This window comes from Actinocorallia populi (assembly GCF_002995495.1).
Taxonomy (GTDB): Bacteria; Actinomycetota; Actinomycetes; order Streptosporangiales; family Streptosporangiaceae; genus Actinocorallia; species Actinocorallia populi.
The window spans coordinates 951426-975679 of sequence record NZ_PVZV01000001.1 but is presented as its reverse complement, the minus strand read 5'-3'; the positions used below and the strand labels follow the sequence as shown (position 1 = coordinate 975679).

Genomic DNA, 24254 nt, shown 5'->3' with positions numbered 1-24254 from the left:
AGAAGCCGTTCCGTACGACCGGCGGAGCCGTTCCATGCAGCCGCAGGGGTCGTTGCGTACGGCCGGTGGCGTGGAAGGAGAAGCGTCCCCTGGCCGGGGGCGCTCGTCGGGTGTTCGGTCAGTGGTAGGCGTGGACGACGGCGTGGCCCTTGCCTCGGCCGATCAGCCACTTGTTGACGGGGGTGGTGATGACGAAGGCGACGACGAAACCGCCCAGGAGGGCCGACCAGAAGAGGGCGTCCGTCAGGTGGGCGTCCATCGCGCCGGGGGTGAGGGCGATGATGCCGTTGTCGACGAGCTCCATGACGGCGATGGAGACGGTGTCCGCGGCCAGCGCCACCCTGACCGCCTGCCTGAGGCGCACTCCGGCCCGCCGGACGGCGAACAAGGTGAACGAGTAGCCGAACAAGAACGCCAGCGTTATCGCCAGGGTCATCGTCTGGACGTTGCCCCAGCCCAACGCGGTGCCGATGACCATGCCCAGGATCTCGCCGATGGCGCATCCCATCAAGCAGTGCAGGGTGGCTTTCACCGCCGTGCTCCAGGAGGCCCCCGCCGCCGTGTGCCCATGGTCGTGCCCTTGGTGCCCGGAGTGTCCATGGTGGTGCTCGGTGTGGTCCATGGCCAGTCGACCCCGCTCTCCTCTGTACCGCTGTCCGACATGACTAACCGTATACCCATAGGGGGTATTGCGGAATCATGGCCGAAATTGCCCCTTTCTGCAGGCTTCCCGGAAACCGGGGTCAGCCGGGGAGGCGCAAGGTGAAGATCGGCGCGCTGGTGGGGGCGGAGACCCCTTCGGCGCGCTCGACGGTGACGCCCACCTGGGTCGCGTCGTCGAGGGCGGTGAGCAGCCGCGAGCCGCGGGTGTCATGCATCAGGCCGGCTGGACGTGGAGTTCCGGGGCCGAGGAGCCACAGCTCGTAGGCGCGGGTGGCGGGGATGGCGGGCAGGCCGTCCATCGTGATGAACGCCTTGTTCAGAGAGCGGGACACGACGAGGGTTCCGCTGCCTCCTCCGGCCAGCCGGAATTCGACGTCACGGGCGTCCGAGGCGGACAGCACCGCGTCGATCTGCGGGTCGGGGTGGCGCACCTGGTCAGAGCTCGAGAAAACGGTGAAGCCCGTGAAGAGGACGGCGGTGATGACAGCTGCGGCGGCAAGGAACAGCAACGGGGTACCCGGAAGGTTCCAGCGCCACCTGCGGTGGTTCCCGACCCTCGGCGGAAGCTGCCGAGTACGGGAGACCTCCTCCATGACGCGTTCGCGCAGCACCGCCGGAGGACGTCGGGAGAGGGCGACTCCGAGCATCGCAGCCGTCTCGTTCAAGCCTCGCAGTTCCTCGGCGCAGCTCTCGCACTCGGTGAGGTGGTGTTCGAAACGGCGGCGTTCGACATCAGTGAGCGCGTGCAGCGTGTAGGGAGCCAGGAGGCTGTGCATGTCGTGGGCGTTCATCGGTCCACTCCCAGGCAGTCGCGCATCCGGATGAGAGCGTCGCGCATGCGGGTCTTGACGGTGCCGAGCGGCACATTCAGCAGTCCGGCCACCTCGGGATAGGTGTACCCCGAGTAGTAGGCGAGCGTGAGGGACTCGCGTTGCAACCCGGTGAGACCACCGAGGCAGCGGCGTACCCGTTCGCGGTCGAGCCGGGTCTCGACTTCTTCGACCACGTGGTCGTGCTCCCGCTCCACGTATCCCGCCCGCTGCTCCCGAGCGGAACCGGCTTGAACGCTGCGAACGCGATCGACGGCCCGCCGGTGGGCGAGTGTGAGGATCCAGGCCATCGGGCTCCCCCGGAGCGGGTCGAACCGCGAAGCCTCTCTCCACACCTGGACCAGTGTCTCCTGCGCGACCTCCTCGGTCTGCGCAGGGTCGCGTACGACGCGCAGGATCGTGCCGTAGACGGGCCCCGACACCTGCTCGTAGACGAGTTCGAACGCCCGTCGGTCACCGCAGGCCACGTACTGCAGCAGTGCGGCCAGTCCCTCAGGAGCGTCGTCTTCGGTCTGCTGCGAGGTGTCCCGAGCGCCCTCGGCGAACGGATCACTCATCTCTCTCCCTGGTCGTTGGCGGGACGCGTGGGTCTCACCGGAGCCGCCTCCTGACCGGCGGCTCCGGTGAGGGGCTTCACTTCGCAGGCATCAGGACAGTGTCGATGATGTAGACGGTGGCGTTGCCGGTCTGCACGTTTCCGCAGACCACCTTCGCCCCGTTGACGGTGTAGTCGGTGCCGCCTCCCTTAGCGGTGACGGTGCCGCCCTGCAGGGTCTTGAAGGATCCGGAGGCAAGGTCGGCGGGCGTCTTGCGGCCCTCGACGACGTGGTAGGTGAGGACGCCGGTCAGCGTCTTCTCGTCGGCGAGGACCTTGTTCAGGTCGGCTTCGGGGATCTTGGCGAAAGCGTCGTTTGCCGGGGCGAAGACGGTGATGTCCTGGGCGGAGTTGAGGGTGTCGACCAAGCCCGCCTTCTTCACCGCGGTGACGAGGGTGGACAGGACGGGGTTGTTGGAGGCCGCGGTGGCGACGGGGTCGGCGGCCATTCCGGTGAAGCTGCCGGGGCCGTCCTTGGGAACCGCCGCGCAACCCGGGCCGAAGTTCTCACCCGCGGGCGCCTGCGATGCCGACGTGGTGGCGGGGTTCCCGGAGGCGGCTTCGGTCTCCTCGTCGGCACCGCACGCGGCGGTGCCGAGGCCGAGCGCCAGAATGATCCCCGCGGTGAGGACGGCACGCTTCATGATGCTTCTCCTTGTTTCAGATGACGGTGACGACGACCGAATGCCATCCGGTGGCGCCGTCGGGAAACGGTGGGACGCGTGCCGGAGGCTGGGTCGCCCCCGTCGTGTCGGTGGCTCTGGCCTCGATGCGGTGGGTTCCGGGAGCGGCGTTCCACTCCAGGACCCACTGCCGCCAGGTGTCGGTGCCCGGGACGGACGCGAGGTGCGCCTGCCGCCAAGGACCGCCGTCCACGCGCACCTCGACGGCCGCGATGCCGCGGCGCTGCGCCCAGGAGACGCCCGCGACCATGGTGCGTCCGGAGGGAAGGCGCCGCAGCGGGCGCGGCACGTCGATGCGCGTGAGGGTCTTGATGGGGGCGTCCTCGGCGTAGCCGCGCGCCACCCAGTAGGCCTCGCTGTCGGTGAAGCAGGTGATCTCGAGGTCGACCACCCACTTGGTGGCCGAGGCGTACCCGTACAGGCCGGGCACGACGAGCCGGGCCGGGAAGCCGTTCGCGACCGGCAGCGGTTCCCCGTTCATGCCCACGGCGAGCAGCGCCTGCCGTCCGTCGAGCACGCTCTCCAGGGGCGTCCCGCAGGTCCAGCCGTCGGCCGAGCGGCTGAGCAGCTGGTCGGCGCCCGCCCGCACCCCGGCCTCCCGCAGCAGCCCGGCCAGCGGGAGGCCGAGCCAGCGCGCGTTGCCGACGTAGGGCCCGCCCACCTCGTTCGACACGCACGTCAGGGTGATGTCGTGTTCGACGAGCGGCCGCCGCAACAACTCGTCGAAACTCAGCTCCACCGGCCGTTCCACCAGCCCGTGGATCCGCAGCGTCCACTCGGCCGGATCGACCTGCGGCAGGACGAGCGCCGTGTCCACCCGGTAGAAGTCCCGGTTCGGAGTGACGAACGGGCCGAGCCCGGGAAGCCTCAGATCCGTGCCCGCCGGAAGCGGCGCGGCGGTCCGTGCGGGCCGGGGCAAGCGCACCGCGCGCCGGGCCGACTCGACGCTCCGCGCCTCCCGCAGCATCCGGCTGAGGGGCGGTCCTCCTACAGCCGCCACCACGGCGCCCGCGGACCCGAGCAGAAAGAGCCTCCTCCCGGCCCGTTGCTCCGGCATGTCAGCACCTGCGGGCCCGAAAAGGGGGCTTTCTCGTGTCGCGCCGAGGGCGGGCCGTGCTCCCGTCAGGACCCAGAGCAGGGCGGCTCCGACGAGGGCGCCGCCCAGGGAGGGCACCGCGTCGAGCACGCCTGCGGCCGGTCGTGTGACGGCCGCGACGGCTCCCGCCAGGCCGGCCGCGAACATTCCCGCCGCGGCCCATGCCGGCCGGCGCCGGGCGGCGAGTCCCAGCAGTACCGCCGTCGTCGCGACGGCCACCGCGATGCCCGCCAGCAGGATCTGCTTGTCGTTCTCGCCGAAGGTGCGGATGGCGAACCGCTTGAGCCATTCGGGGGTGCGGTCGATCACCGCTGAACCCACCGCGAAGAGCGGACCCGGACGCGGACCGGCCAGTGCCGCCAGCAGTTCGGCGACGCCTGCGGCCGCCGATGCCGACGCCAGGCCTCCCACGGCCGCTTGGCCCCTGCTCGTTCCCTCGGTCCTCACGCCTCTGATTCGCCGCGGCCGCCCCGGCGGATTGGTCCGGTGGGAAGAAAAGTGAAAACGATCCCCCGATACGGGAGGAGTACCTCACCTGCTCGAAGACCTGCCGGTTTCGGCGGACGACGGCTCCGCGGAGGAGGCGCATACGCTCCGGCGGGCACGATGCCCGGAACGCCCGAGGGTGGGGAAGTTTTAGAGCATATGCTCTGTTATGGTTGACGCATGGCTCGCCCGCGGATGCACGACCTTGACCAGATTCTCGACGTGGCCGAGGAACTCGTGGCCCGGGAAGGGCTGGAAGGGTTCACCGTGCGGAGGCTCTCCGCCGCCGCCGGAGTCTCGAACGGAGCGATCTACCATGCGTTCGGATCCGTGCCGGCGCTGCTGGGACGGACGTGGCTGCGCGCGGGAGACGACTTCCTGAAGCTGCAGACCACGTTGGTCGACTCTGCTCTGCAGAGCGGAGACCCCGTCAAAGCCGTGGCGGTCGCCGCGGACATGCCTGCGGAGTTCGCCCTGCGACGTCCCGCGGGGGCTCGGATGCTGATGAGCGTCCGGAGTGATCGGCTGCTGGGACCGCAACTACCGCAGGACGTCGCCGAGGCGCTGATGGGACTGGACCGGCGGCTGGTGGCACTGCTGGTACGGCTCGCCGAAGCGGTGTGGGGGCGGGCCGATGCGACGGCGGTCGGGGTCGTCACCACCTGCGTGGTGGACCTGCCGACCGCGTTGTTCGGCCGGGTGCTGGCCGGACCGGCCCTGGGACCCGTGCGGATCTCCGCGGACCTGCGGCGACGGCTGGAGGCCGCCGTCCGCGCCGTACTCACCGTGCCGTTGCCCGCCGGGGGCGACGGCCGTCCCGAAAGGAACGACCATGCCTGAGCTGCGCCGCGAGGACCCCGTCTTCGTCCTGGAACTGGGCGGCGACGAGAACCGCTTCTCCCCGGACTGGCTGAAGCAGGCCCACGCCCTGCTGGACGAAATCGTCGACCACCCGGGTCCGGCCGCTCTCGTCACGACCGGGCAGGGCAAGTTCTTCTCCAACGGCCTGGACCTGGAGTGGCTCGGCGGGCACCCCGACCAGCTGACGTCCTACGTCACCCAGGTCCACGGGTTGTTCGCCCGCGTCCTCACCCTGCCCGTCCCGACGATCGCAGCGGTCAACGGCCACGCGTTCGGCGCGGGCGCGATGCTCGCAATGGCCCACGACTTCCGCGTCATGCGCGAGGACCGCGGTTACTTCTGCTTCCCCGAAGCCGACATCGACATCCCCTTCACCCCGGGGATGGCCGCGCTCATCCAGGGCAAGCTGACGCCCGCCGCCGCCGTCGCCTCCATGACCACCGGCAGCCGCTTCGGCGGCCCCCAGGCCCGCGAGCTCGGCCTCGTGGACGCCGTCGCCGCCGAGGACGGCCTGCTCGCGGCCGCGGCCGAACGGGTGCGCCCCCTGGCCGGCAAGGACCGCGCCACCCTCGCCGCGATCAAGTCGACGATGTTCGCCCCCGCCGTCACGGCCCTGCGCGCCCCCGTCGAGAACACCTGATCGGCCGGGCTTTCACCCCCGTACGAACCGGCCGGGGCATGCCGTCGCGAGGTGGGCCGCCCGCTGCCCCGGCTCGGGCCGGGCGGGCGGAACGCCGCCCGTACGAACCGGCCGGGGCGTGCCGCCGCCGGGGCGGCCCGCCACCGCTCCGGCTCGGGCCGCGCCCAGGCCGGAAGCCGTCCAGGGTGCGCCTGCGAGGTGAGGACCCCGGGCGGCGGGTCGAGCCGGTGCGCGCCCTGGGGGCGGGCCGGCCACGCCGGTCCGGCGGACGGAGCGCGTCTCCTCCGCGCCGCCCGGTCGGAGCTCAGGTGAGAGGGGCGAGGTAGCGGCCGAGGAGGTGTTTGAGCTCGGTCGTGAGGAGGGGGCGCTCCTCCGGCGGCGCGGCGATGATCAGGGGGACCATCGCCTGGAAGACCTGGATGAGGACCCGGGCGGTGAGGGCGCGTTCGGCCGGGCTGAGCGCCGGGGCCCGGACGGCGACGATGGCCGTGACGCGGGCGAAGAGCGCCTCCTGGATGGGCCGCGCGGCCTCCGCCAGCCCGGCGGGCATGTCGGGACGGGCGAAGAGCGCCTTGAAGCCGGGGTTGGCGAGGTTGAACTCGATGATCGGGTCGATGACGCGGTCGAGGAGCTCGGGCAGGGAGAGGTCCGCCGGATCGCTTCCGGTGAAGGCCGCCTCGTGGGCGGCGCGCATCCGGGTGACGAAGCGGTCGGCCAGGGCGCGGGCGATCGCCTCCTTGTTGGCGAAGAACTGGTAGAGCGAGCCGGGCGAGATGCCCGCCTCGGCGGCGATCGCGTTGGTGGTGGCGGCCTCGTAGCCGGAGCGGGCGAAGACCTCGGCGGCGGCCGTGAGGATCTCCGCCATGCGCTGCTCGCCCCGGGCCTGCCTGCGCCTCGGACGTTCCGTCACGGATCTCCTCCCCGTCGTGTTGAAAGTACGAGTGATTGCTCGTATTCTCGGGAAGGGAAAACACGAGCGACCTCTCGTAAAATCCTATCAGGGGGGCCCATGCCCAGCCGTCTCATCGTGCGCGCACCTCGGTGGATCCTCGCCTTCGGCCTGCTGCTCACCGTCCTGGCCGGCGCCGTCGGAGCGGGGACGATCAACGCCCTGTCCCTCAACCGCTTCGAGGCACCCGGATCCGAATCCCTGCAGGCCAGGGCGGACATGGCCGAACGTTTCGGCACCGGCAGCCCCAACCTCGCCCTCCTCGTCACCGCCCGGGGCGGGAACGTCGACGACCCGGCCGTCGCCGAGGCCGCGGCGCTGCTCACCCGGCGCCTCGCCGCCGAACCGGGCGTCGGCGACGCCTGGTCGTACTGGAGCCGGGGCCGGCCGGAGACGCTCCGCAGCCAGGACGGCGCCCGCGCGCTCGTGCTCGCCTGGGCGCCGGGCGACGCCGACCAGGTCCGGCGCGGCCTGCTGCCCCGGCTCGTGCCGGAGTACACCCGCGACGACGCGGTGCTGAAAGTGGAGGTCGGCGGCGGGGACGAGGTCTTCCGCCAGGTCATGGAGCAGGCGCGGCAGGACTTCGTCCGGGCCGAGCTCCTCGTCGTCCCGCTCGTCCTGCTCCTGCTGTTCGCCGTCTACCGGCGCTGGTCGGCGGCGCTCGCGACGCTCGGCGTCGGGTTGTTCTCGGTGCTCGGCTCGCTGGCGCTGATGCGGGGCTTCCTTCAGTTCACCGAGCTCTCCACCTTCGCCTCCAACATCGCCCTCGTCATGGGCATCGGACTCGGCGTCGACTACGGGCTCTTCGTCATCTTCCGGTTCCGGGAGGAGCTGCGCGCCGGCGGGGAGGTGGCGGACGCGGTGGCGCGGACGGTCTCCGGCGCGGGCCGGACGGTCCTGTTCAGCGGGGCGACCGTCGCGGCGTCCCTGTCGGTGCTGCTGGTGTTCCCCTTCCCGTTCCTCAGCTCCTTCGCCTACGCCAGCGTCGCGGTGGTCGCCGCGGCCGTCTTCGGGGCCGTGGTGCTGCTGCCCGCGGCGCTCGTCCTGCTGGGGCGCCGCGTGGACCGTCCGGCACGCCCCGCCGAGGAGGGGTTCTGGTTCCGCGTCGCCCAGCGCGTCATGCGGCGTCCGCTGCTGCTCGGCGGGGCGGCGCTCGCACTCGTCCTGCTGCTCGGGGCGCCCTTCCTCGACGTGCGGTTCGGGCTGCCGGACGACCGGGTGCTGCCCTCGTCCGCGCCGGCCCGGCAGATGTACGACCAGATCCGCGAGGGCTTCCCGGTCGAGGAGGCCGACGCGATCAACGTCGTCGCCGAGCCCGGCGCGCCGCCCTCGCAGACCGGCCCCTACGCCCGGCGCCTCGCCGGGATCGACGGCGTCGTCCGGGTGGACTCCGCCGGGGACGGCACGCTCCTGCACGTCATCGTCTCCGGCGAGCGGCTCGAGGCCGACGCCACCGCGGTGGTCCGGGAGGTCCGCGCCGTGCCGGCGCCGTTCGACGTGCGGGTCGGCGGCTACCCGGCCGAGCTCACCGACTACCGGGACGGCGTCACCGAACGGCTGCCGCTGGTCGCCGGGCTGATCGTGCTCATCACGTTCGTGATCCTCTTCGCGATGACGCGCAGCCTCGTCGCGCCGCTCAAGGCGTCGGTGCTGAACCTGCTGAGCCTGAGCGTGATGTTCGGCGCGCTCGTCTTCGTCTTCCAGGACGGCAACCTCGCGGGCCTGCTCGGCTTCACCCCGACGGGGTCGATCGAGCCGAGCATCCCGATCCTGATGTTCTGCATCGCCTACGGGCTGTCGATGGACTACGAGGTGCTGCTGCTGTCCCGGATCAAGGAGGAGTACGACCGCACCGGTGACGCCCTGGCCGCGATCCCCGCGGGCATCGGCCGCAGCGCCCCGCTCGTCACCGCCGCGGCCGGGATCCTCGCCGTCTCCTTCGCCGCCTACGCCACCGGCGGCGTGGTCTTCCTCAAGCAGCTCGGCATCGGCATGGCCCTGGCCGTCCTCGTCGACGCCACCCTCATCCGGGGCGTCCTGGCCCCGGCCCTGCTGCGCCTGGCCGGCCCGGCGAACTGGTGGGCGCCCTCCTTCCTGCGCGGCCGCTCACGCCGGGAAGACGCGCGCGAACGCCCGGTACTGCGGGGTGGTGCCGTCCGGGTCCCAGACGGCCATGGCGACGCGGGCGAACCGTCCCGTGAAGGGGCCGGCCAGCAGGTCTGACCAGACCGCCGCGACCTCGGCGGGGTCGTTGCGAAAGACCCCGCACCCCCACGCCCCGAGGACGAGGTGTTCGTGTCCTTCGGCCGCGGCCAGGGCGAGGACCTTCCAAGCCCTGCGCCGCAACGCCTCGGAGACGTCGGTTCCCGGCGGGAGCGCCCCGCGGTTCGGCGCCGGGGAGGTGATGAACGAGACGGCATACGGCTCGTCCAGCAGCGCTCCGGCCTCGTCCCGGAAGACGGGGACGCCGGGCGAGTAGATCATGCGGTCCGAGTAGCGCAGGTCCCGGGCCGCCCGGTGGAAGTCGTAGTACTCCTCCTGGAACCGGCACAGCGTCGGGTACAGCCCCGAGGCCCGCGCCAGCGCCTCCTCCTGGGCATGCGCTCCGCGTAGGAACCCCCCTCCCGGGTTCTTGGCGGAGGCGAAGTTCAACGCGACGACGTCCCGCCCGAGCCTCCGCGCCGCCTCCAGGGTCGTCTCCCGGGTCAGCTCCACGACCGTCTCATGCCGCGCGGCCCCCACCGGCTCGGTGAACCCGTCCGGCAGGTACAACCGCGCCCCTTCGACGGCCGCCGCGATCCGCTCACCGACCCGCACGGTCCGCCCGCCCACCTCGTAGCGGCCGGCCTCGAGGATCGCCACCGTCTCCTCGGCGATCTTCCTTCGATTCAATCTCATACTGAGAACATCTCAGGGACCACCGCACGAAGCAACCGCTTTTCCGACACCCCACCCACACCGGAGTGCGGCTTCGAGCATCCCGCCCACGTCGGGGCACGGCCTCCGACACCCCACTCAGACCGGAGTGCAGTCTCCTGCGCCCCACCCACACCGGAGGCGACCTCCGACACCCCGCCCACACCGGGATGCGACCCCCGGCGCTCCGCCCACACCGGGATGCGGCCTCCGGCGCTCCTCCCACACCGGGATGCAGCATCGAGCACCCCCACGCCGGAGTACGGCCTCGGGCACCCCGCGCACACCGAGGTGCAATCTCCGGCACCCCACCCACGTCGGGGCACGGCCTCCAGCACCCCGACCACGCCGGGATGCAGACTCCTACACCCCACCCACGTCGGGGCACGGCCTCCAGCACCCCGACCACGTTGGAGGAGTGCAGACCCAGTGATGGAACCCGGTCTCCGGATCCCTCCGGAGGTCTCGCCCCTCTCGCCATGTGCCATGAATGCCGGAGTCCGGGCGCGCGGCATCGCCCGCCGGTCAGCCGTCAGCCGTCAGCCGTCAGCCCTCAGCCCTCAGCGGTCAGCGGTCAGCGGTCAGCGGCGTGGTAGCCGTACAGGAAGGCGCGGACGCCCGCGCGGACGTAGGGCTCGTCGGGGGCGGGGGCGGGGGCGTCGTAGGACGAGCCGGGGTCGATCAGGACCATGAAGTGGTGGGCGGCGCGGATGGGGTCCTCGACGCGCAGGTCCGGGAGGGCGGCGAGGCGCTCGGCGAAGTGGCGGCGCACGCGCAGGGGGCCGGCCTCCTGCCAGGCCCGGATGACGGCCTCGGGGACGTGGTCGGCGTCGGCCTGGATGTGGCGGACCAGGGAGAAGTGCCGGGCGTAGCCCGCGGGGCCCAGCCGCACCAGGGCCAGGCCCAGTTCGGTGAGGTCGTCCTCCAGGTCGGTGACCTTGCGGAGGTGGGAGTCGATGAGGGCGATGTGCGCCCCGGCGACCTGGTCGGTGCTCTCGGAGATCACCGCCTGGAACAGGGCGGCCTTGTCCTGGAAGTGGTTGTAGATCGTCCGGGTGGAGACGGCGGCCTCCCTGGCGATCACGTCGATGCTGGCGCGCGTGTAGCCGTCCCTGGCGAAGACCTCCAACGCGCCGTCCAGGATCGCCCGCCGCTTGTCCGTCCGCGGAGTCATGTGTTCCACCTCACATAGGTACAACCATCGTTGCAGTTATTGCAATACACGTTGTACTTTACTCGTATCGGCCCACCGGATCCATACGAGGAGAGCACCATGACGCGCATTGCCATCATCACCGGTAGCACCCGGCCCGGACGACGGGGCGGGAACGTGACCGACTGGGTCCTCGAGGCCGCCGGGCGGCACCGGCCCGAGGTGACGTTCGAGGTGTTGGACCTGCACGACCACGCCCTGCCGCACCTCGACGAGACGGCGCCCGCGATCTTCGGCGCCTACGAGCGGGCGCACACCCTGCACTGGGCCGAGGCGGTCGGCGCCTACGACGGATTCGTCTTCGTGGTCCCCGAGTACAACCACTCCTTCCCCGCGCCGCTGAAGAACGCCATCGACTTCCTGTACGCCGAATGGAACGACAAGGCCGCCGGTTTCGTGACCTACGGGATCAACGGCGGGGTCCGGGCGGCGGAGCACCTGCGGCAGGTGCTGGCGGAGTTGAAGGTCGCGACCGTCCGCACCCAGGTCGCGCTGTCGATACACCACGACTTCGCCATCTCCGACCCGCTCGAGCCGGGGACCCTCACCCCGGGCCCCCATCAGGAGCCGGCCCTGACCACGATGCTGGACGAGGTCGTCGCCTGGGCGGGAGCGCTGAAGTCGTTGCGGGTGCCGGCATGACCGCCGTCGCCGCAGCCCCGGCCGCGCCGCGCATCGCGCCACGGCCAACGACCATCGCGCTCGTCGTCGTGATGAACTCGCTGATGGTGGTGCTCGACACGACGATCGTGCACATCGCGCTCGGCTCGCTCGCCCAGGAGTTCCGCTCTCCGCTGACCACGATCCAGTGGGTGACCACCGGATACGTGCTCGGCCTGGCGACGATCATCCCGGTCACCGCGTGGGCGGTCGGCCGGTTCGGGACGAAGCGGCTCTACCTCACCGCGATCGGCCTGTTCGTGCTCGGCTCGGTCCTGTGCGGGCTGGCGTGGGACGTGTGGTCGCTGGTCGCCTTCCGGGTGCTGCAGGGGTTCGGCGGGGGCCTGCTGATGCCGGTCGGCATGACGATCGTGCTGCGCGCCGCGGGGAGCGGCGCGAACGGCCGCCTGATGAGCATGCTCGGCATCCCGCCGCTGATCGGCCCGCTGATCGGCCCGGTCCTGGGCGGCTTCCTGGTCGACGAGGCGTCCTGGCGCTGGATCTTCCTGGTGAACATCCCGGTCGGGCTGGCCGGCGGGCTGCTGGCCGCCCGGCTGCTGCCCGCCGACCCGGCCCGGTCCCGCCGCCCCCTGGACGTGCTCGGCCTGGCGCTGCTCTCACCCGCGCTCGCCTCGCTGATCTACGGGCTGACCGGCGGCGGCGCGGTGTTCACCGTCCTGGGCGCGGTCCTGGGCGCGGCGTTCGTGGTCCGGGCGCTCACCGCCGACGAGCCGCTCATCCAGCTCCGGCTGTTCCGCCGCCCCCGCCTCGCCGCCTCGGCCGGCACCCTGACGTTCGCCGCGGCCGCGTACTTCGGGTCGATGTCGGTGCTCCCGCTCTACTACCAGATCGTCCGCGGCGAGGACGCCGCGACGACCGGCATGCTCGGCATCCCGCAGGTCCTGGCCACCGGCATCACCATGCAGGTGGCGACCCGGCTCGTCGACCGGGTCCCGCCCGGCCGGATCGTCGCCCTCGGCACCCTCATCGCGCCCGCCGGAGTCCTGCTGTTCCTGCTCCAGGCCACCGCCGACACCCCCTACTGGCGGCTCATGGCATCGATGGCCGTCATGGGCGTCGGGATCGGCATGGCGCTCATGCCCGCCACGGCCGCGGGCACCCGGGGCCTCTCCCACGACGAGGCGCCCGCCGCCAGCACCGGCCTGATGATCGTCCAGCAGGTGTCCGTCGCGACGGGGACCGCGCTCATCTCGGCCCGCCTGACCGACGCCGTCGCCGACCGGTTCCCCCGCGTCCACGACCTCGACCAGGCGTTCTCCCTCCCCGCCTCGGCGGCCCCCGTCCTCGCCGACGCCTTCCAGGCCACCTACCTCTGGGTCGCCGCCCTCCTGGCGGCCGCCCTCGTCCCCGCCCTGTTCCTCCCTCGCCGCCGCACCCCGGAGGACGGCCCGACGGCCTGATCACGTCCGCGCCCACCGGCACTTCGGCCGCCCGGCCGAAGTGCCGCGGCGCGCGGGTCCGGGACATCGTCCCGGGCGGGCGGGACGGACGGCTGGTTAGAGTGGCGGCGGCCTTGGGAGGGATGGGGATGCTGAGGGCGTTCTGGGGGCCGGTGTGGGGCGGGGTCACGGTCGTCCTGATCGGGGCGGCCGCGGGGCTGGGGCTGGCCAACGGAACGGAGGTCCGTGAACTCGGGCATCTGATCCACGTGGCGGCCTGCGCGGTGGTCGGGGGGCTGATCTCCCACCGGCGGCCGGGGAACGCGGTGGGGCGGCTGCTGCTGGTGAGCGCGTTCTCGTTCGCGGCGATGGACGCGTGCGGAGGGTACGCCATCCGGGGGGAAGGGCCTCTGGCCGGGCCCGCGGGATGGCCGCAGACCTGGTTGTGGGTGCCGGCGAACCTGGCGCTGATCCTGCTTCCGCTGTACTTCCCGGACGGGCGGCTGCCGGGGCCGCGGTGGCGGCCGGTGGTCGTCGCGGCCGTGGGGGCCGGGATCGTGACGGGCGCGGTCTCGGCTTTGCGGCCCGGGGTGAACGGGCAGGTCGCCGGCGGAGTCCCCAACCCTTACGGAGTGGCGGGTTTCGCGGGCGTCGCCGGGACCGTGGAGATCGCGTTCGACCTGCTGATCAGCGTGTTGTTCTTCGCCGGGGTGGCCGTGGTGGTCGCCCGGGCGCGGCGGGCCGAGGGGGAGGCGGCACGGCCGTTCAAGTGGCTCGCCTACGCGGCGGGCCTGTCCGCGGCCGGGGTCGTCGGGCGGCTGGTGATCGGCCTGACGGACGGGCGGCCGGACATGTGGCCGGTGGGGAGCCTGCCGGGCGAGGTCCTCGGTGTGGCGGCCATGCTGCTGATCCCGGTGGCGATCGCGATCGCGATCCTGCGCCACGGGTTGTTCGACATCGACCTCCTGATCAGCCGGACGCTCGTCTACGCCACCCTGACGGCGTGCGTCGTCGGCGGGTACGTGCTGGTCGTCAACCGCCTCGGCGCGCTGTTCGAGGCGGGGCTGCCCGTCTCCCTGCTGGCCACCGGGGTCATCGCGCTGGTCTTCGCTCCGCTCCGCGAGCGGGTCCAGCAGGTCGTCCACAGGCTGATGTACGGGCAGCGCGGCGAGCCGTACGCTGTGCTCACGAGGTTGGGAAGGCATCTGGAGGGGCCGGAGGCCACGGCCGGTGCGGCACGGGCGGTGGCCGAGGCGCTGCGCCTGCCGTACGTGGCGGTGGAGGTCTCCGCCACGGGGGTGGTGGTGGCGCACGGGAAGCCGAGCGGGGATCCCGTCTCGCTGCCCCTCGCGCACAACGGCAGGACGGTCGGCCGGCTGCTCCTCTCTCCCCGGCCGGGGGAGCGCGAGCTCGGCGCGGCCGACCTCAGGCTGCTGCAGGATCTCGCCGGGCAGATCGCGGTGGCCGTGCACCTCCAGCAGTCCCGGGAGGAACTGGTCACGGCCAGGGAGGAGGAGCGCCGCAGGCTCCGCCGTGAGCTGCACGACGGGCTCGGCCCTACGCTGGCCTCGCTCACCATGCGCGCCGAAGCCGTCCAGGAGTTGTTGGACGGCGACCCCGAACGCGCCAGGACGCTGCTGGAGGAGATCGTGACGGGAACGGAGACCGCGATCGGCGAGGTCCGCCGGCTCGTCGACGGCCTGCGCCCGCCCGCCCTCGACACCCTCGGCCTGGGCGGCGCCCTCCAGGCCTTCGTGGACGGCCGCCCTCCCGGCGGCCCGCGCATCCGGCTGGCCCGCCCGGACGCCCTGCCCCCGCTGGGCGCCGCCGCCGAGGTCGCCGCCTACCGCATCGCCACCGAGGCCGTCACCAACGTATGGCGCCATGCCCACGCCGAGGACTGCCTCCTCGTCCTGTCCACCGACGCCGGCGCCCTCACCGTCCAGGTCTCCGACAACGGCCGCGGCGCCCCCGCCGGCGTGCTCACGGACTCCGCCGAAATCCCGTCCGGCAGGGACGGCGACGAAGGGCCGCGGCCGGTACGGAAGCCGCCCGTCGGCCTCGACGGCGGGTCCGCCACGGGAGCCCGGCCGGACCGCGGAGGGACGGTGACCGGTGGCGCGGAGCCGGTCGCCGGGCCCGGGTTCGCCGGGAAGGCCGTGACGGGCCTCGGCGGAAGCGCGTCCGGCGGGGTGGGGCTGGAGTCGATGCGGGAGCGTGCCGTGGAGCTGGGCGGGGTGTTCACAGTGGAGTCCGTGCCGGGCCGGGGCACCACGGTGCGTGCGGTTCTTCCGTTGGGGGCCTGATGTTGCGGGTGCTGATCGTCGACGACCACGAGTCGTTCCGCAGCGGGTTGCGGGCGCTGCTGGCGTCGGCGGCCGACGTGGAGGTCGTGGACGAGGCGGCCAGCGGTGAGCAGGCGCTCGCGCTGCTTCCCGGCGCGCAGCCGGACGTCGTCCTGATGGACCTGGCCATGCCGGGGATGGGCGGCATCGAGGCCACCGCCCGGATCGCCAGGACGCATCCGCATGTGCGGGTGCTGGTGCTGAGCATGTCGGACGACGACGACTCGGTGCTCGCCGCGATCCGCGCGGGCGCCCGCGGCTATGTCCTCAAGGGCGCGCGGCGGGGCGAGATCCTGCGTTCGCTCCACGCGGTCGCCGAGGGCGAGGCGATCTTCGGTCCGGTCGTGGCCGCCCGCCTGGCCGACTACTTCGGCCGGATGGGCAGGGTTCCCGCGGACCCCTTCCCCGAGCTCACCGAACGGGAGAAGGAGGTCCTGTCCCTGCTCGCCCGCCACCTGAGCAACCCGCAGATCGCCGCCCGCCTCGGTCTCAGCGCCAAGACGGTCCGCAACCACGTCTCGAACGTCCTGGCCAAGCTCCGTGTCTCCGACCGCGCCCAGGCCATCATCCGCGCCCGCGAAGCGGGCCTCTGACCCGGGCCGCCGCCCCGCCCGGCCGCCACGCGCCCCGGTCCGGCCTCGGTGTGCTCGGGTTCAGAAGAGGGTGAGGGGTTCGTCGTCGACGATCGGTTCGGGGAGGGGTTCCAGTTCCGGCAGGAGGGCTCGGACGTCGTCGTGGAAGCGCCGGGCCAGGGCGGGGGCCTCCCTGTTGTCGGGGGTGTGCAGGAAGAAGGTGGGCGAGCGGCCCTCCTCGAGCCAGGCGGCGACCGTGTCGACCCAGGGACGCCAGCTGCGGGCGGTGGCCTCGGCGTCGTCCCGGCCCAGGTAGCGGACGATCGGGCGGTCCGTCAGGGCGCGGACGCGGCGCGGCATGCGGGGCTTGCGCGCCCAGCCTTCGCGTTCGGCGTCCGTGGTGGGCGGGCTCCGGAAGAAGAACGCGGTGTCGAACGGCACCCATTCGGCGCCCGTCTCCGCGAGCACCTTCTCCAGGAGCCGCGCGGAGCGCTCGTCCTCGAAGAACGCCCGGTGCCGGACCTCCACGGCGTACCGGTAGGAACGCGGCAGCCTCCGCATGAACCCCGACAGCAGCGCCAGGTCGAGCGGCCCGAACGAGCCGGGCAGCTGCACCCACAGGGCGTGGACCCGCGGCCCGAGCGGCTCGATCACCTCCAGGAAGGGGTCGAGGTCCTGCTCGACGCCGGTGAGCCGCCGCTCGTGCGTGACCGGCTTGGGCAGTTTCAGGACGAACCGGAAGTCGGGGTACGTCTGCCGCGCCCACGACTCCACGGTGCTCCTGCTCGGCGTGGCGTAGAACGTCGTGTTCCCCTCCACCGTGTTGCACCAGCTCGCATACGACCGCAGCCGCTCCCCTGCCGGAAGCCGCGACGACAGAAATCTCCCCTGCCACGATGTATGCGTCCACATCGCACATCCCACATGAAGCCGCATACCTCGACGTTATCCGGGACCTGTGCCTCTGGGTGACGGGACGGCCGTGGCGCCACCCTCGGGGAATGGGGATACGCGGACTGCTGCGAGCGCTGCTCGGCACGGGCCTGGCCGCCGGATGCTCCTCCCCGGGGGCGCCCTCGGTGGAGAAGGCCGTGCTGGAGCAGGAGATCAAGGACAAGTACACCCGCGAAGGCCTGCAGGTCCTCGGCGTGAGCTGCGCCGGAGACCTGTCGGGAAAGGCCGGGACCGCGCAGTCGTGCGAGGTGACGGCCCCGCACGGCGTCGTCTACCCCGTGAAGGTGACGATCACCGGCGTCCGGGGCGGCGAGCTCTCCTACGGCATCCGGCTGGGCGGGACGGGGCGGCCCTGAACCGGGGCGCCGGGCAGGGCGCCGCACGCACGCCGGGCGGCGCGGTGGGCGCGGTCCGGACGGCTTCCTCACGGCCGGTTCCGCCCTACGATGTGGCGCATGCGTTTCGGGGTTCTCGGTCCGCTCGCGGTGTGGACCGCCGATGGCGGGCCCGTCCCCGTGCCCGGCCTCAAGGTGCGGGCGCTGCTGGCCGTGCTGCTGCTCCACGAGGGCCGCAGCGTCTCCGCCGACCGGCTCATCGACGACCTGTGGGGCGACGACCCGCCGCGCCGCAACCCGGCCGGCGCGCTGTCGGCGAAGGTCTCGCAGCTGCGGCGGGCGCTGGAGGACGCTGAGCCGGGCGCACGCGGCCTCGTCGTCTTCCAGCCCGGCGGCTACCGCCTGGCCCTGGACGATGGCGCCCTGGACGTCCTGCGCTTCCAGCGCCTCCTGGCCGGGGCCGCGGAAGCCGGGACCTCCGCGGAGAAGGCCGCCCTCCTGGCCGACGCCCTGGCGTTGTGGCGCGGCCGCGCGTTCGCCGACTTCGCCGACGAGCCGTTCGCCCAGGCCGCGGCCGCACGGCTGGAAGAACAGCGCCTCACCGCGTGGGAGGACGCCGCCGAGGCCCGTCTGGCGCTGGGCGAGCACACCGCGCTGGTCGGCGAGCTCGGCGCGCTGCTGGCGGCGCATCCGCTGCGCGAGCGCCTGCGCGCCGCGCACATGCGCGCCCTGTACGCCTCGGGCAGGCAGAGCGAGGCCCTGGCCTCCTATGAGGAGTCGCGCAAACTCCTCGCCGACGAGCTCGGCCTCGATCCCGGGACGGTCCTGACGGACCTGCACCGGGCGGTCCTGCGGCAGGACCCGTCCCTTGCCGCGCCCGCTCCCCGCGCCTCCAACCTCCCCGCCGCGCGCACGGAGCTGATCGGCCGGGACGGGGCCGTCGCCGAGCTGTGCTCCCTCCTGGACGCCGGACGGCTGGTGACGCTCACCGGTCCGGGCGGCGTCGGCAAGACCCGGCTCGGCCTGGAGACCGCCGCCCGTGTCATGGGCGGTTTCCGGGACGGCGTGCGGCTCGTCGAGCTGGCCGGGACGGGCCCCGAGGCGGTCGCCGACACCGTGCTGGCCGCTCTGGACGTGCGGGAGAGCGAACCGGCCGACCCCGTCTCCCTCCTGGGACCGCGCGAGCTGCTGCTCGTCCTGGACAACTGCGAGCACGTCGTCGAGGCCGCCGCGGACCTGGTGGACGAGCTCCTGCGCGGCGCCCCCGGCCTGCGCGTCCTGGCGACCAGCCGGGAGCCCCTGGCCCTGGACGGCGAGCACGTCTGGAACGTCCCTCCCCTGGAGGTCCCCCAGCGCGACGCCGCTCCCGAGGAGGTGCGCGGTTCCGGTGCCGTCCGGCTGTTCGCCGCCCGCGCGGCCGCCTCTTCTCCCGGTTTCACGCTCGACGGGGAGAACGCCGAGGCCGTCGCGCTGCTGTGCCGCCGGCTGGACGGCATCCCGCTGGCGCTGGAGCTGGCCGCGACCAGGGTCCGCACGCTCGGCCTGCGCGGTGTCGTGTCCCGGCTGGACGACAGGTTCCGGTTGTTGTCCACCGGCTACCGCGGCGCGCCTCCCCGGCAGCGCACCCTCCTGGCCATGATCGACTGGAGCTGGGAGCTGCTGACCGCCCCCGAGCGGACCGTGCTGCGCCGCCTGTCCGCCTCCGCCGACGGCTGGACGCCCGAGGCCGCCGAGGATGTGTGCGCCGAGCCCGGTCTGGACGTGCCGGAGCTGCTCGCCCGCCTGGTGGACCGCTCGCTCGTCGTGCTGTCCGAGACGTCCGAGGGTCCCCGGTACGGCCTGCTGGAGTCCGTCGCCGCCTACTGCGCGGACAAGCTGGCGGAAGCGGGGGAGACCGAGCCGATCCGGTTGCGCCACCGCGCCTACTACCTCGCCTTCGTCGAACGCGCCGAGCTGTGCGGCCCCGAGCAGCGCCGCTGGCTGATCCTGCTCGACGCCGAGGCCGCCAACCTGCGGGCGGCCCTGGAGGGCGCGCCGGGACCGGAGCGGCTCCGTCTGGCCTGCGCCCTCGCCTGGTACTGGTTCCTGCGCGGCCGTCTCGGCGAGGCCCGGCGATCCCTGGAATCGGCCCTGGCCGCCGCCGAGGCCGACTCGCCCCTGGTCGTCGAGGCGACGGCCTGGCGGAACGGTTTCGTCCGGCTCCTGGGCGAGAGCGTCGAGCCGGTGGACGCCCCTTCCCGCGCCGGCTGGTTCCAGGCGTTCGCCTGCCTCGGCCACACCGACCCCGCCGGGACGGAGGAGCTGCTGGAGCGCCTGCTCGCGGGCTTCCGGAGGGACGGCGACCTGTGGGGCGAGGCGGCCGTCCTCATGGCCCGCGCCAAGATCGCCCATCTCCGGAGCGACCAGGACGCGCTGAAGGCCGACGCCACCCGCAGCGCCGCGCTGTTCGACCGGATCGGCGACCGCTGGGGGCGGCTGAACGCCACGCAGTGGCTGGCGGGGCTGGCCGAGCTGACCGGCGACCTGGCCCGCGCCGCGCGGCTGCACCGCGACGGGCTGCGCCTGGCCGAGGAGCTGGGCCTGTGGCCGGAGGTCGCCGGGCAGCTGTCCTGGCTCGGCTGGCTCGCCGTGCTCTCGGGCGACCGTCCACAGGCTGTGGAGTACGCGACGGAGGCGTTGCGGCTCGCCCGCGAGCAGGGCTCCGACGCGGGCGTCACGTTCGCCCGGACCGTCCTGGCCTACGCCTCCCGCCGCGACGGCGACCTGGACACCGCCGAGGAGCACCTGGACGCGCTCCTGTCCCGTGCCACGCCCGCCCCGGACGGCACCCCTCCCCCGCAGCGGCCGATGCTCCTCCTGGAGTCGGGTTTCGTCGCCGAGCTGCGCGGCCGGCCCGAGCAGGCCCTGGCCCTGCACCTGGCGGCCTTCGACGACGCCGAACGCCTGGCCGCGGTCCGCGACAGGACCGGCGCCCTGGAGGGCGTGGCCTGCGCGCTGGCCGCGGCGGGACGCCACCGGGACGCCGCGGCGGTGCTGGGCGCGGTGTCCCGCGCGCGCAAGGCCGACGCGCTGCCGCCCTCGCCCATCGAGCGGGACGACCTCGAACGCGTCACCTCGGCCTGCCGCGCCGCCCTCGGCGAGACCGCCTTCGCCGAGGAGCTGGAACGCGGCGGTCGCCTCGCCCCGGCCGAGGCCGCGGCGCTGTCCCGGCCACAGTAACCGGACATCCCCTACCGAACAGGACCGCGGCCACTGGGCGGGGGGACAACCGCCCGGGGATCGTCGAGGCATCACTCACGGACCCGAAGGAACCGCCATGCGCAAGCCGACGGCCCTCGCCCTGCTGGGCGCCGCCCTGCTGGCCGCCCTCACCGCCTGCTCCGCCTCCGTGGCCGCCGCCGACGTCGAGCAGCAGATCAGCGACAAGATCGGCGGCCAGATGGTCGGCGGCGCGCTGGGCGTCAGCTGCCCCGGCGACCTGCCCGGCGAGGTCGGTGCCACGATCACCTGCACCATGACCGGCAACGACTTCACCCAGCGGGACGTCCAGGTCACCGTCACCTCCGTCGACGGCTCCCAGATCAATTTCGACATGCAGGCCTCTCCCGCCCGCTGACCCGTTCTCCCTTCGCCCCCGAAAAGGTCATGGAAAGATCCTGGCTTAGGGTGCACTCAGTAAGATCTCGCCGCGCTCGCGGCCTCGGGGAAAGGGACAGGCCATGGGGGACCTGAGGACGATGAACGCGGAGGAGATGTTCTTCTCCACCACGGACCGGCGCGGTGTGATCCGGCAGGGCAACTCCGTGTTCGTCAGGGTCTCCGGCTACCCGCTGGAGGAACTGGTCGGGGCGCCGCACAACACGGTGCGCCACCCCGAGATGCCGGCCGGGCTGTTCCGGCTGGTCTGGGACGGGCTCAACGCCGGACGACCGGTGGGCGCCTACATCAAGAACCGCACCAAGGACGGCGGCTCCTACTGGGTGTTCGCCGCGATCGGCCCGCTGCACGACGGTTACGTCTCGATCCGCACGGCTCCGCACAGCCCGCTGTTCGAGCTCATCCAGCGGGTGTACGCGCACGCGCTGCGCGTCGAGCGGGCCGCGATCCACGAGAACGGGATGAGCCGCCACGAGGCCGCCCTGCTCGGCGCCGCCGAGATCGAGGCGTCCCTGTGGAAGCGGGGGTACTCCTCCTACCGGGAGTTCATGCTCCACGCGCTGCCCGAGGAGGTCGCCGCGAGGAGCCAGGTGGTGTCCATGGTCTACGACCGGCCGGGCGCCCGGGGCTCCATCGCGGAGGTGCTGGCCGGGACGGGCGCGCTGGACGGGGTGCTCGACGAGCTCGTCGGGCGCCTGGCGGGCTACCAGAAGCTCGGCGACGAGCTCGCCTCCACCTCCACCAGGGTTCTCGACATCGCGCACCGGCTGCACGCCTCGGTGACCGCCGCCCAGCAGGCGTCGGAGCTCGTCGAGGACTCCGCGCCGGTGCTGGCGAACGTCGCCCGCGTCATGGCCAAGCCGATGACCAGGTCGGTCACCGCTCTGGAACGTCTGCAGACGGAGTTCGGCCGGCTGAAGTCCGACATCGCGCACCTGCGGTTCCAGATCTCGCTGGCGAGCCTCTACAACGACATGGCCGCCGCGTTCGCCGCCGAGGTCTTCGACGGCGACGCGCCGCCGGAGTCCCTCGGCGCGGTGCCGCTGCTGTGCGACGCCGCCGAGGCCGTCATCGTGGAGATGTCCGAGCAGGTCCAGCGGGTCAACGCCGCCCTGCGCGGCGTCGCCGGACTCGTCGCGGAGACCGGGACGCTGCTGGAGGAGTTCCGCCGCTTCATCGGCCAGTGGCGCAACCTCGTCCTCCGCCACAAGGCGGGCCCCGCCCTGGGCGACAAGGTCCGCCCCATCGACACCGAGATCTCCGCCAGCTGGGAGTGGATGGAGCTCCTGCGCACCCTCGGCCGCCAATACGAGTCCGCGATCGTCCCCTTCGACCCGGCCTTCCTCCAGACCCACCTCGACAAGATCAGGATCGCTCCGGCCGCCCTGTGACCCCGCTCAGGCGGGCCAGATCGGCCTCCAGCCACCGGGGATGGCGCCGGTAGAGGTCGGCCTGGCGGCGGGGCCACTCGGGACTGTCGAGCAGTTCCCAGGCGGTCGTCTCGAGGTCGTGCACGGGGCGTTCCAGCACCTCGTTGGCGACCAGCGCGGCATCGGTGATCCGGAGCCTGCCGGCCGCCAGGTCCCGGTGGAACGCCTCCCGCCCCTGCTCGGCCAGCACCCGCCGAGCGTTCTCGACGTACCGTTCGAGCACCGACATGCGACGCTCGTACTGCGCCTCCGCCGGTTCGAGGGGTTCGGCGAAGGCCGGGAGCAGGGCGTCGAGCAGCCGCTCCGCGCCGGGATCGGCGACGGGTGGAGCTTCGGGGTACTCGGCGGAGAACTCCTCCCAGTCGATGTACCGGACGGCTTCCAGCAGGTCCTGGAAACTCGGAGGGTGCGTCGCGTAGCGGTCGTCGGCGGCGGTGAACGTCCGGTGGAGCAGCCGGGCGTCCACCGTGACCGCCTCGGCCAGCAGCATCGCGTCGTACAGGTCCTTGGCCCTGGGATACATGTCCTCGACCAGCCAGAGGACCTTCCAGGCCAGGGACTGCTCCGGAGTCGCCGCCAGCAGCGTCAGGGGCTCTCCTTCGGACCGGTGCAGGAGGGTGGGGGACGGCGGTTCGGCGAGCCGCTCGCCGAAGACGAAGTCGAGCTGGACGGAGCCCGCGGGCACTCCTTCGGCCCGCCAGGGCAGGACCAGCCGTCTGCCCGGCACCCGGTCGTAGGTCCAGATCTCGTCGCTGACCGCTTCGTCTGCCGACAGCAGCACGTCCCCGGCACCGCTCCGCGAGACCCGCTCGGCGAGCCGTGCCAGGTCGGCGAGCATGCGGTCGGTGCGCTCGTCCTCCAGCTTCCAGTTGCGGGGCACGACCACGAAGTCCAGGTCGCCCGGAGGGCGTGCCCCGGCGCCGAACCAGGAGGCCAGCAGGACGCTGCCGCGCAGCACCAGGTGGTCGGCCCACTCGGACTCCGCGACCGCTTCGAGGACGTGGCCGAAGGCGGCGTCGCGGGCCGCGTACCAGCGGACGGCCGCGTCGCGGTGGGCGAACGCCGGGTCGCCCGCCTTCATCGCGCGGGCGTAGTGCTTCAGAGCCGGGTCGAACACCGGACGCTGCAGCACGTCCTCGCCGGGGACCGGCCGCAACGTCCTGGGCAGCTCCATCTCGGCGCGGGTCGCCTCGTCCGGGGGCGTCCCGGGGACCCGGCTGTCCGCGGGCCACGGCCCCCAGCGGAATCTGCGCCACTCGTTCGTCATGCTTCCGGCTCCCCTTCCTCGATCCAGCCGTCGTCCAGCGACCCGTCATCGTCGAAGACCACGAACTCCCGTTCCACCTCGGCGATCCGGTAGCGGTTCTCCTCCAGCACCGCGGTCAGCGCGGCGAGGCGCCGTTCGGCCGCGGGGGCGCCCACCAGACGGCAGCGCTGCGTCACGAACCGCTCGGCCAAGCCGTCGTCGCGCAGCCGACGGGCGTTGCGCGACAGGTGTGCGGCGTACGGGACGACCAGCGCCGTGAGTTCGGCGAGGTCGGCTGCGGGCTCCAGCAGCAGCTTCAGGTGGTGTTCGAAGTAACGGCCGGGCCCCCACGCCAGCGCCTCCCCGTCGTCGGCGGGGACGCCTTCGTTCCAGGGGGCGGCCTCCACCTTCGTCCGCGTGACCTCGAAGCCGTCCGCCGCCAGGGCCTTGGCCGTCCGGGCCGCGTCCGCCAGCACGCCGGAGAGGGTGCCGGAGCCGCGTACCGTCAGCATCGGCTGCGAGGCGACGCGGCCCCGGGCGAGCACGATGTGGCCGAACTTCAGGCCTCGGGCGGCGGCCCACCGCGCCAGGTCCTCGATCTCCGGCCCGCCGCAGCGGACGGTCAGGTGGGTCTCGAAGTCTCCCGCCGAGACCATGGGGTGGTTATTGGCTTTTGCGGCCATTTCCCCATGATCGCAGGGAGGGGTGACGTCCTGCCGGGAT

General features: G+C 72.8%; 22 protein-coding genes. 11 read left to right on the top strand and 11 right to left on the bottom strand.

Features of this window, described 5'->3' with window-relative positions:
* Positions 1–118: 118 nt before the first annotated feature.
* From C2865_RS04825 to C2865_RS04805, 5 genes are all read right to left on the bottom strand, one after another.
* Complete coding sequence (locus C2865_RS04825; protein WP_106397025.1) at positions 119–622, bottom strand: DUF4396 domain-containing protein; 504 nt, start codon at positions 620–622, stop codon at positions 119–121.
* Between the two features lie 121 nt (positions 623–743).
* A complete protein-coding gene (locus C2865_RS04820) occupies positions 744–1454 on the bottom strand; it encodes an anti-sigma factor (RefSeq protein WP_106397489.1) in 711 nt (236 codons plus the stop codon).
* Positions 1451–2050 carry an ECF RNA polymerase sigma factor SigK gene (sigK, locus tag C2865_RS04815; RefSeq protein WP_106397024.1) on the bottom strand — a complete coding sequence of 200 codons (600 nt, stop codon included), beginning with the start codon at positions 2048–2050 and terminating at the stop codon, positions 1451–1453. The genes C2865_RS04820 and sigK overlap by 4 nt, the downstream gene beginning before the upstream one ends.
* Before the next feature lie 76 nt (positions 2051–2126).
* Positions 2127–2732, bottom strand: a complete 606-nt coding sequence (locus C2865_RS04810) for a fasciclin domain-containing protein (RefSeq protein ID WP_106397023.1) — start codon at positions 2730–2732, stop codon at positions 2127–2129.
* 16 nt (positions 2733–2748) lie between these two features.
* Positions 2749–4314 carry a molybdopterin-dependent oxidoreductase gene (locus tag C2865_RS04805; protein ID WP_106397022.1) on the bottom strand — a complete coding sequence of 522 codons (1566 nt, stop codon included), beginning with the start codon at positions 4312–4314 and terminating at the stop codon, positions 2749–2751.
* Between the two features lie 219 nt (positions 4315–4533).
* Here C2865_RS04805 and C2865_RS04800 point away from each other — a divergent pair, with 219 nt between their 5' ends.
* Both C2865_RS04800 and C2865_RS04795 read left to right on the top strand, forming a co-directional pair.
* Entirely contained in the window at positions 4534–5193 is a 660-nt protein-coding gene (locus C2865_RS04800; RefSeq protein ID WP_106397021.1) for a TetR/AcrR family transcriptional regulator, read from the top strand.
* Positions 5186–5854, top strand: a complete 669-nt coding sequence (locus C2865_RS04795; protein ID WP_106397020.1) for an enoyl-CoA hydratase/isomerase family protein — start codon at positions 5186–5188, stop codon at positions 5852–5854. Before C2865_RS04800 ends, C2865_RS04795 begins: the two co-directional genes overlap by 8 nt.
* Before the next feature lie 304 nt (positions 5855–6158).
* On the opposite strand, the gene C2865_RS04790 is transcribed toward C2865_RS04795, so the two are convergent.
* Positions 6159–6764 carry a TetR/AcrR family transcriptional regulator gene (locus C2865_RS04790; protein WP_198652913.1) on the bottom strand — a complete coding sequence of 202 codons (606 nt, stop codon included), beginning with the start codon at positions 6762–6764 and terminating at the stop codon, positions 6159–6161.
* A 99-nt stretch (positions 6765–6863) separates the two neighbouring features.
* Here C2865_RS04790 and C2865_RS04785 point away from each other — a divergent pair, with 99 nt between their 5' ends.
* Positions 6864–9026 (top strand): MMPL family transporter, encoded by a 2163-nt coding sequence (locus C2865_RS04785; RefSeq protein WP_198652911.1) that lies wholly within the window; start codon positions 6864–6866, stop codon positions 9024–9026.
* Here C2865_RS04785 and C2865_RS04780 read toward each other — a convergent pair.
* Positions 8910–9701: a TIGR02452 family protein gene (locus C2865_RS04780; protein ID WP_106397019.1), complete on the bottom strand. Its 792-nt coding sequence runs from the start codon at positions 9699–9701 to the stop codon at positions 8910–8912. The genes C2865_RS04785 and C2865_RS04780 overlap by 117 nt on opposite strands.
* A gap of 592 nt (positions 9702–10293) precedes the next feature.
* On the bottom strand, positions 10294–10893 hold the full coding sequence (locus tag C2865_RS04775; RefSeq protein WP_106397018.1) for a TetR/AcrR family transcriptional regulator: 600 nt from the start codon (positions 10891–10893) through the stop codon (positions 10294–10296).
* Between the two features lie 99 nt (positions 10894–10992).
* Here C2865_RS04775 and C2865_RS04770 point away from each other — a divergent pair, with 99 nt between their 5' ends.
* The 4 genes from C2865_RS04770 (at position 10993) to C2865_RS04755 (ending at position 15930) form a co-directional block, all read left to right on the top strand.
* The gene (locus C2865_RS04770) at positions 10993–11574 is read left to right on the top strand and encodes an NADPH-dependent FMN reductase (RefSeq protein WP_106397017.1); all 582 of its coding nucleotides are present in this window, start codon (positions 10993–10995) and stop codon (positions 11572–11574) included.
* Entirely contained in the window at positions 11571–13013 is a 1443-nt protein-coding gene (locus tag C2865_RS04765; protein WP_106397016.1) for a DHA2 family efflux MFS transporter permease subunit, read from the top strand. Before C2865_RS04770 ends, C2865_RS04765 begins: the two co-directional genes overlap by 4 nt.
* 128 nt (positions 13014–13141) lie before the next feature.
* Entirely contained in the window at positions 13142–15298 is a 2157-nt protein-coding gene (locus tag C2865_RS04760; protein WP_157963564.1) for a GAF domain-containing sensor histidine kinase, read from the top strand.
* On the top strand, positions 15298–15930 hold the full coding sequence (locus C2865_RS04755) for a response regulator transcription factor (RefSeq protein WP_106397014.1): 633 nt from the start codon (positions 15298–15300) through the stop codon (positions 15928–15930). The genes C2865_RS04760 and C2865_RS04755 overlap by 1 nt, the downstream gene beginning before the upstream one ends.
* Before the next feature lie 60 nt (positions 15931–15990).
* Here the strand turns inward: C2865_RS04755 and C2865_RS04750 are convergent, their stop codons facing one another.
* Positions 15991–16821, bottom strand: coding sequence for a DUF72 domain-containing protein (locus C2865_RS04750; RefSeq protein ID WP_198652909.1), 831 nt, complete (start codon positions 16819–16821; stop codon positions 15991–15993).
* 89 nt (positions 16822–16910) lie between these two features.
* On the opposite strand from C2865_RS04750, the gene C2865_RS04745 reads away from it, so the two are divergent.
* The 4 genes from C2865_RS04745 to C2865_RS04730 all read left to right on the top strand — a co-directional run bounded on the left by C2865_RS04745 (position 16911) and on the right by C2865_RS04730 (position 22246).
* Positions 16911–17219 carry a DUF4333 domain-containing protein gene (locus C2865_RS04745; protein WP_157963563.1) on the top strand — a complete coding sequence of 103 codons (309 nt, stop codon included), beginning with the start codon at positions 16911–16913 and terminating at the stop codon, positions 17217–17219.
* 99 nt (positions 17220–17318) lie between these two features.
* Positions 17319–20417 carry an AfsR/SARP family transcriptional regulator gene (locus C2865_RS04740; protein ID WP_106397011.1) on the top strand — a complete coding sequence of 1033 codons (3099 nt, stop codon included), beginning with the start codon at positions 17319–17321 and terminating at the stop codon, positions 20415–20417.
* Positions 20418–20514: 97 nt separating this feature from the next.
* Entirely contained in the window at positions 20515–20814 is a 300-nt protein-coding gene (locus tag C2865_RS04735; protein ID WP_106397010.1) for a DUF4333 domain-containing protein, read from the top strand.
* Between the two features lie 103 nt (positions 20815–20917).
* On the top strand, positions 20918–22246 hold the full coding sequence (locus C2865_RS04730) for a PAS domain-containing protein (RefSeq protein ID WP_106397009.1): 1329 nt from the start codon (positions 20918–20920) through the stop codon (positions 22244–22246).
* Here the strand turns inward: C2865_RS04730 and C2865_RS04725 are convergent.
* The gene (locus C2865_RS04725) at positions 22221–23552 is read right to left on the bottom strand and encodes a nucleotidyl transferase AbiEii/AbiGii toxin family protein (protein ID WP_106397008.1); all 1332 of its coding nucleotides are present in this window, start codon (positions 23550–23552) and stop codon (positions 22221–22223) included. The genes C2865_RS04730 and C2865_RS04725 overlap by 26 nt on opposite strands.
* Complete coding sequence (locus C2865_RS04720; RefSeq protein ID WP_232835356.1) at positions 23549–24214, bottom strand: hypothetical protein; 666 nt, start codon at positions 24212–24214, stop codon at positions 23549–23551. The genes C2865_RS04725 and C2865_RS04720 overlap by 4 nt, the downstream gene beginning before the upstream one ends.
* Positions 24215–24254 lie beyond the last annotated feature (40 nt).

Coding starts and splice junctions, on each gene's coding strand:
- C2865_RS04820 (WP_106397489.1), bottom strand. CDS start 1,454: ATGAACGCCCACGACATGCACAGCCTCCTGGCTCCCTACACGCTGCAC.
- C2865_RS04750 (WP_198652909.1), bottom strand. CDS start 16,821: ATGTGGACGCATACATCGTGGCAGGGGAGATTTCTGTCGTCGCGGCTT.
- C2865_RS04825 (WP_106397025.1), bottom strand. CDS start 622: ATGGACCACACCGAGCACCACCATGGACACTCCGGGCACCAAGGGCAC.
- C2865_RS04740 (WP_106397011.1), top strand. CDS start 17,319: ATGCGTTTCGGGGTTCTCGGTCCGCTCGCGGTGTGGACCGCCGATGGC.
- C2865_RS04730 (WP_106397009.1), top strand. CDS start 20,918: ATGGGGGACCTGAGGACGATGAACGCGGAGGAGATGTTCTTCTCCACC.
- C2865_RS04725 (WP_106397008.1), bottom strand. CDS start 23,552: ATGACGAACGAGTGGCGCAGATTCCGCTGGGGGCCGTGGCCCGCGGAC.
- C2865_RS04765 (WP_106397016.1), top strand. CDS start 11,571: ATGACCGCCGTCGCCGCAGCCCCGGCCGCGCCGCGCATCGCGCCACGG.
- C2865_RS04720 (WP_232835356.1), bottom strand. CDS start 24,214: ATGGCCGCAAAAGCCAATAACCACCCCATGGTCTCGGCGGGAGACTTC.
- C2865_RS04800 (WP_106397021.1), top strand. CDS start 4,534: ATGGCTCGCCCGCGGATGCACGACCTTGACCAGATTCTCGACGTGGCC.
- C2865_RS04735 (WP_106397010.1), top strand. CDS start 20,515: ATGCGCAAGCCGACGGCCCTCGCCCTGCTGGGCGCCGCCCTGCTGGCC.
- sigK (WP_106397024.1), bottom strand. CDS start 2,050: ATGAGTGATCCGTTCGCCGAGGGCGCTCGGGACACCTCGCAGCAGACC.
- C2865_RS04775 (WP_106397018.1), bottom strand. CDS start 10,893: ATGACTCCGCGGACGGACAAGCGGCGGGCGATCCTGGACGGCGCGTTG.
- C2865_RS04780 (WP_106397019.1), bottom strand. CDS start 9,701: ATGAGATTGAATCGAAGGAAGATCGCCGAGGAGACGGTGGCGATCCTC.
- C2865_RS04785 (WP_198652911.1), top strand. CDS start 6,864: ATGCCCAGCCGTCTCATCGTGCGCGCACCTCGGTGGATCCTCGCCTTC.
- C2865_RS04770 (WP_106397017.1), top strand. CDS start 10,993: ATGACGCGCATTGCCATCATCACCGGTAGCACCCGGCCCGGACGACGG.
- C2865_RS04795 (WP_106397020.1), top strand. CDS start 5,186: ATGCCTGAGCTGCGCCGCGAGGACCCCGTCTTCGTCCTGGAACTGGGC.
- C2865_RS04760 (WP_157963564.1), top strand. CDS start 13,142: ATGCTGAGGGCGTTCTGGGGGCCGGTGTGGGGCGGGGTCACGGTCGTC.
- C2865_RS04755 (WP_106397014.1), top strand. CDS start 15,298: ATGTTGCGGGTGCTGATCGTCGACGACCACGAGTCGTTCCGCAGCGGG.
- C2865_RS04810 (WP_106397023.1), bottom strand. CDS start 2,732: ATGAAGCGTGCCGTCCTCACCGCGGGGATCATTCTGGCGCTCGGCCTC.
- C2865_RS04745 (WP_157963563.1), top strand. CDS start 16,911: ATGGGGATACGCGGACTGCTGCGAGCGCTGCTCGGCACGGGCCTGGCC.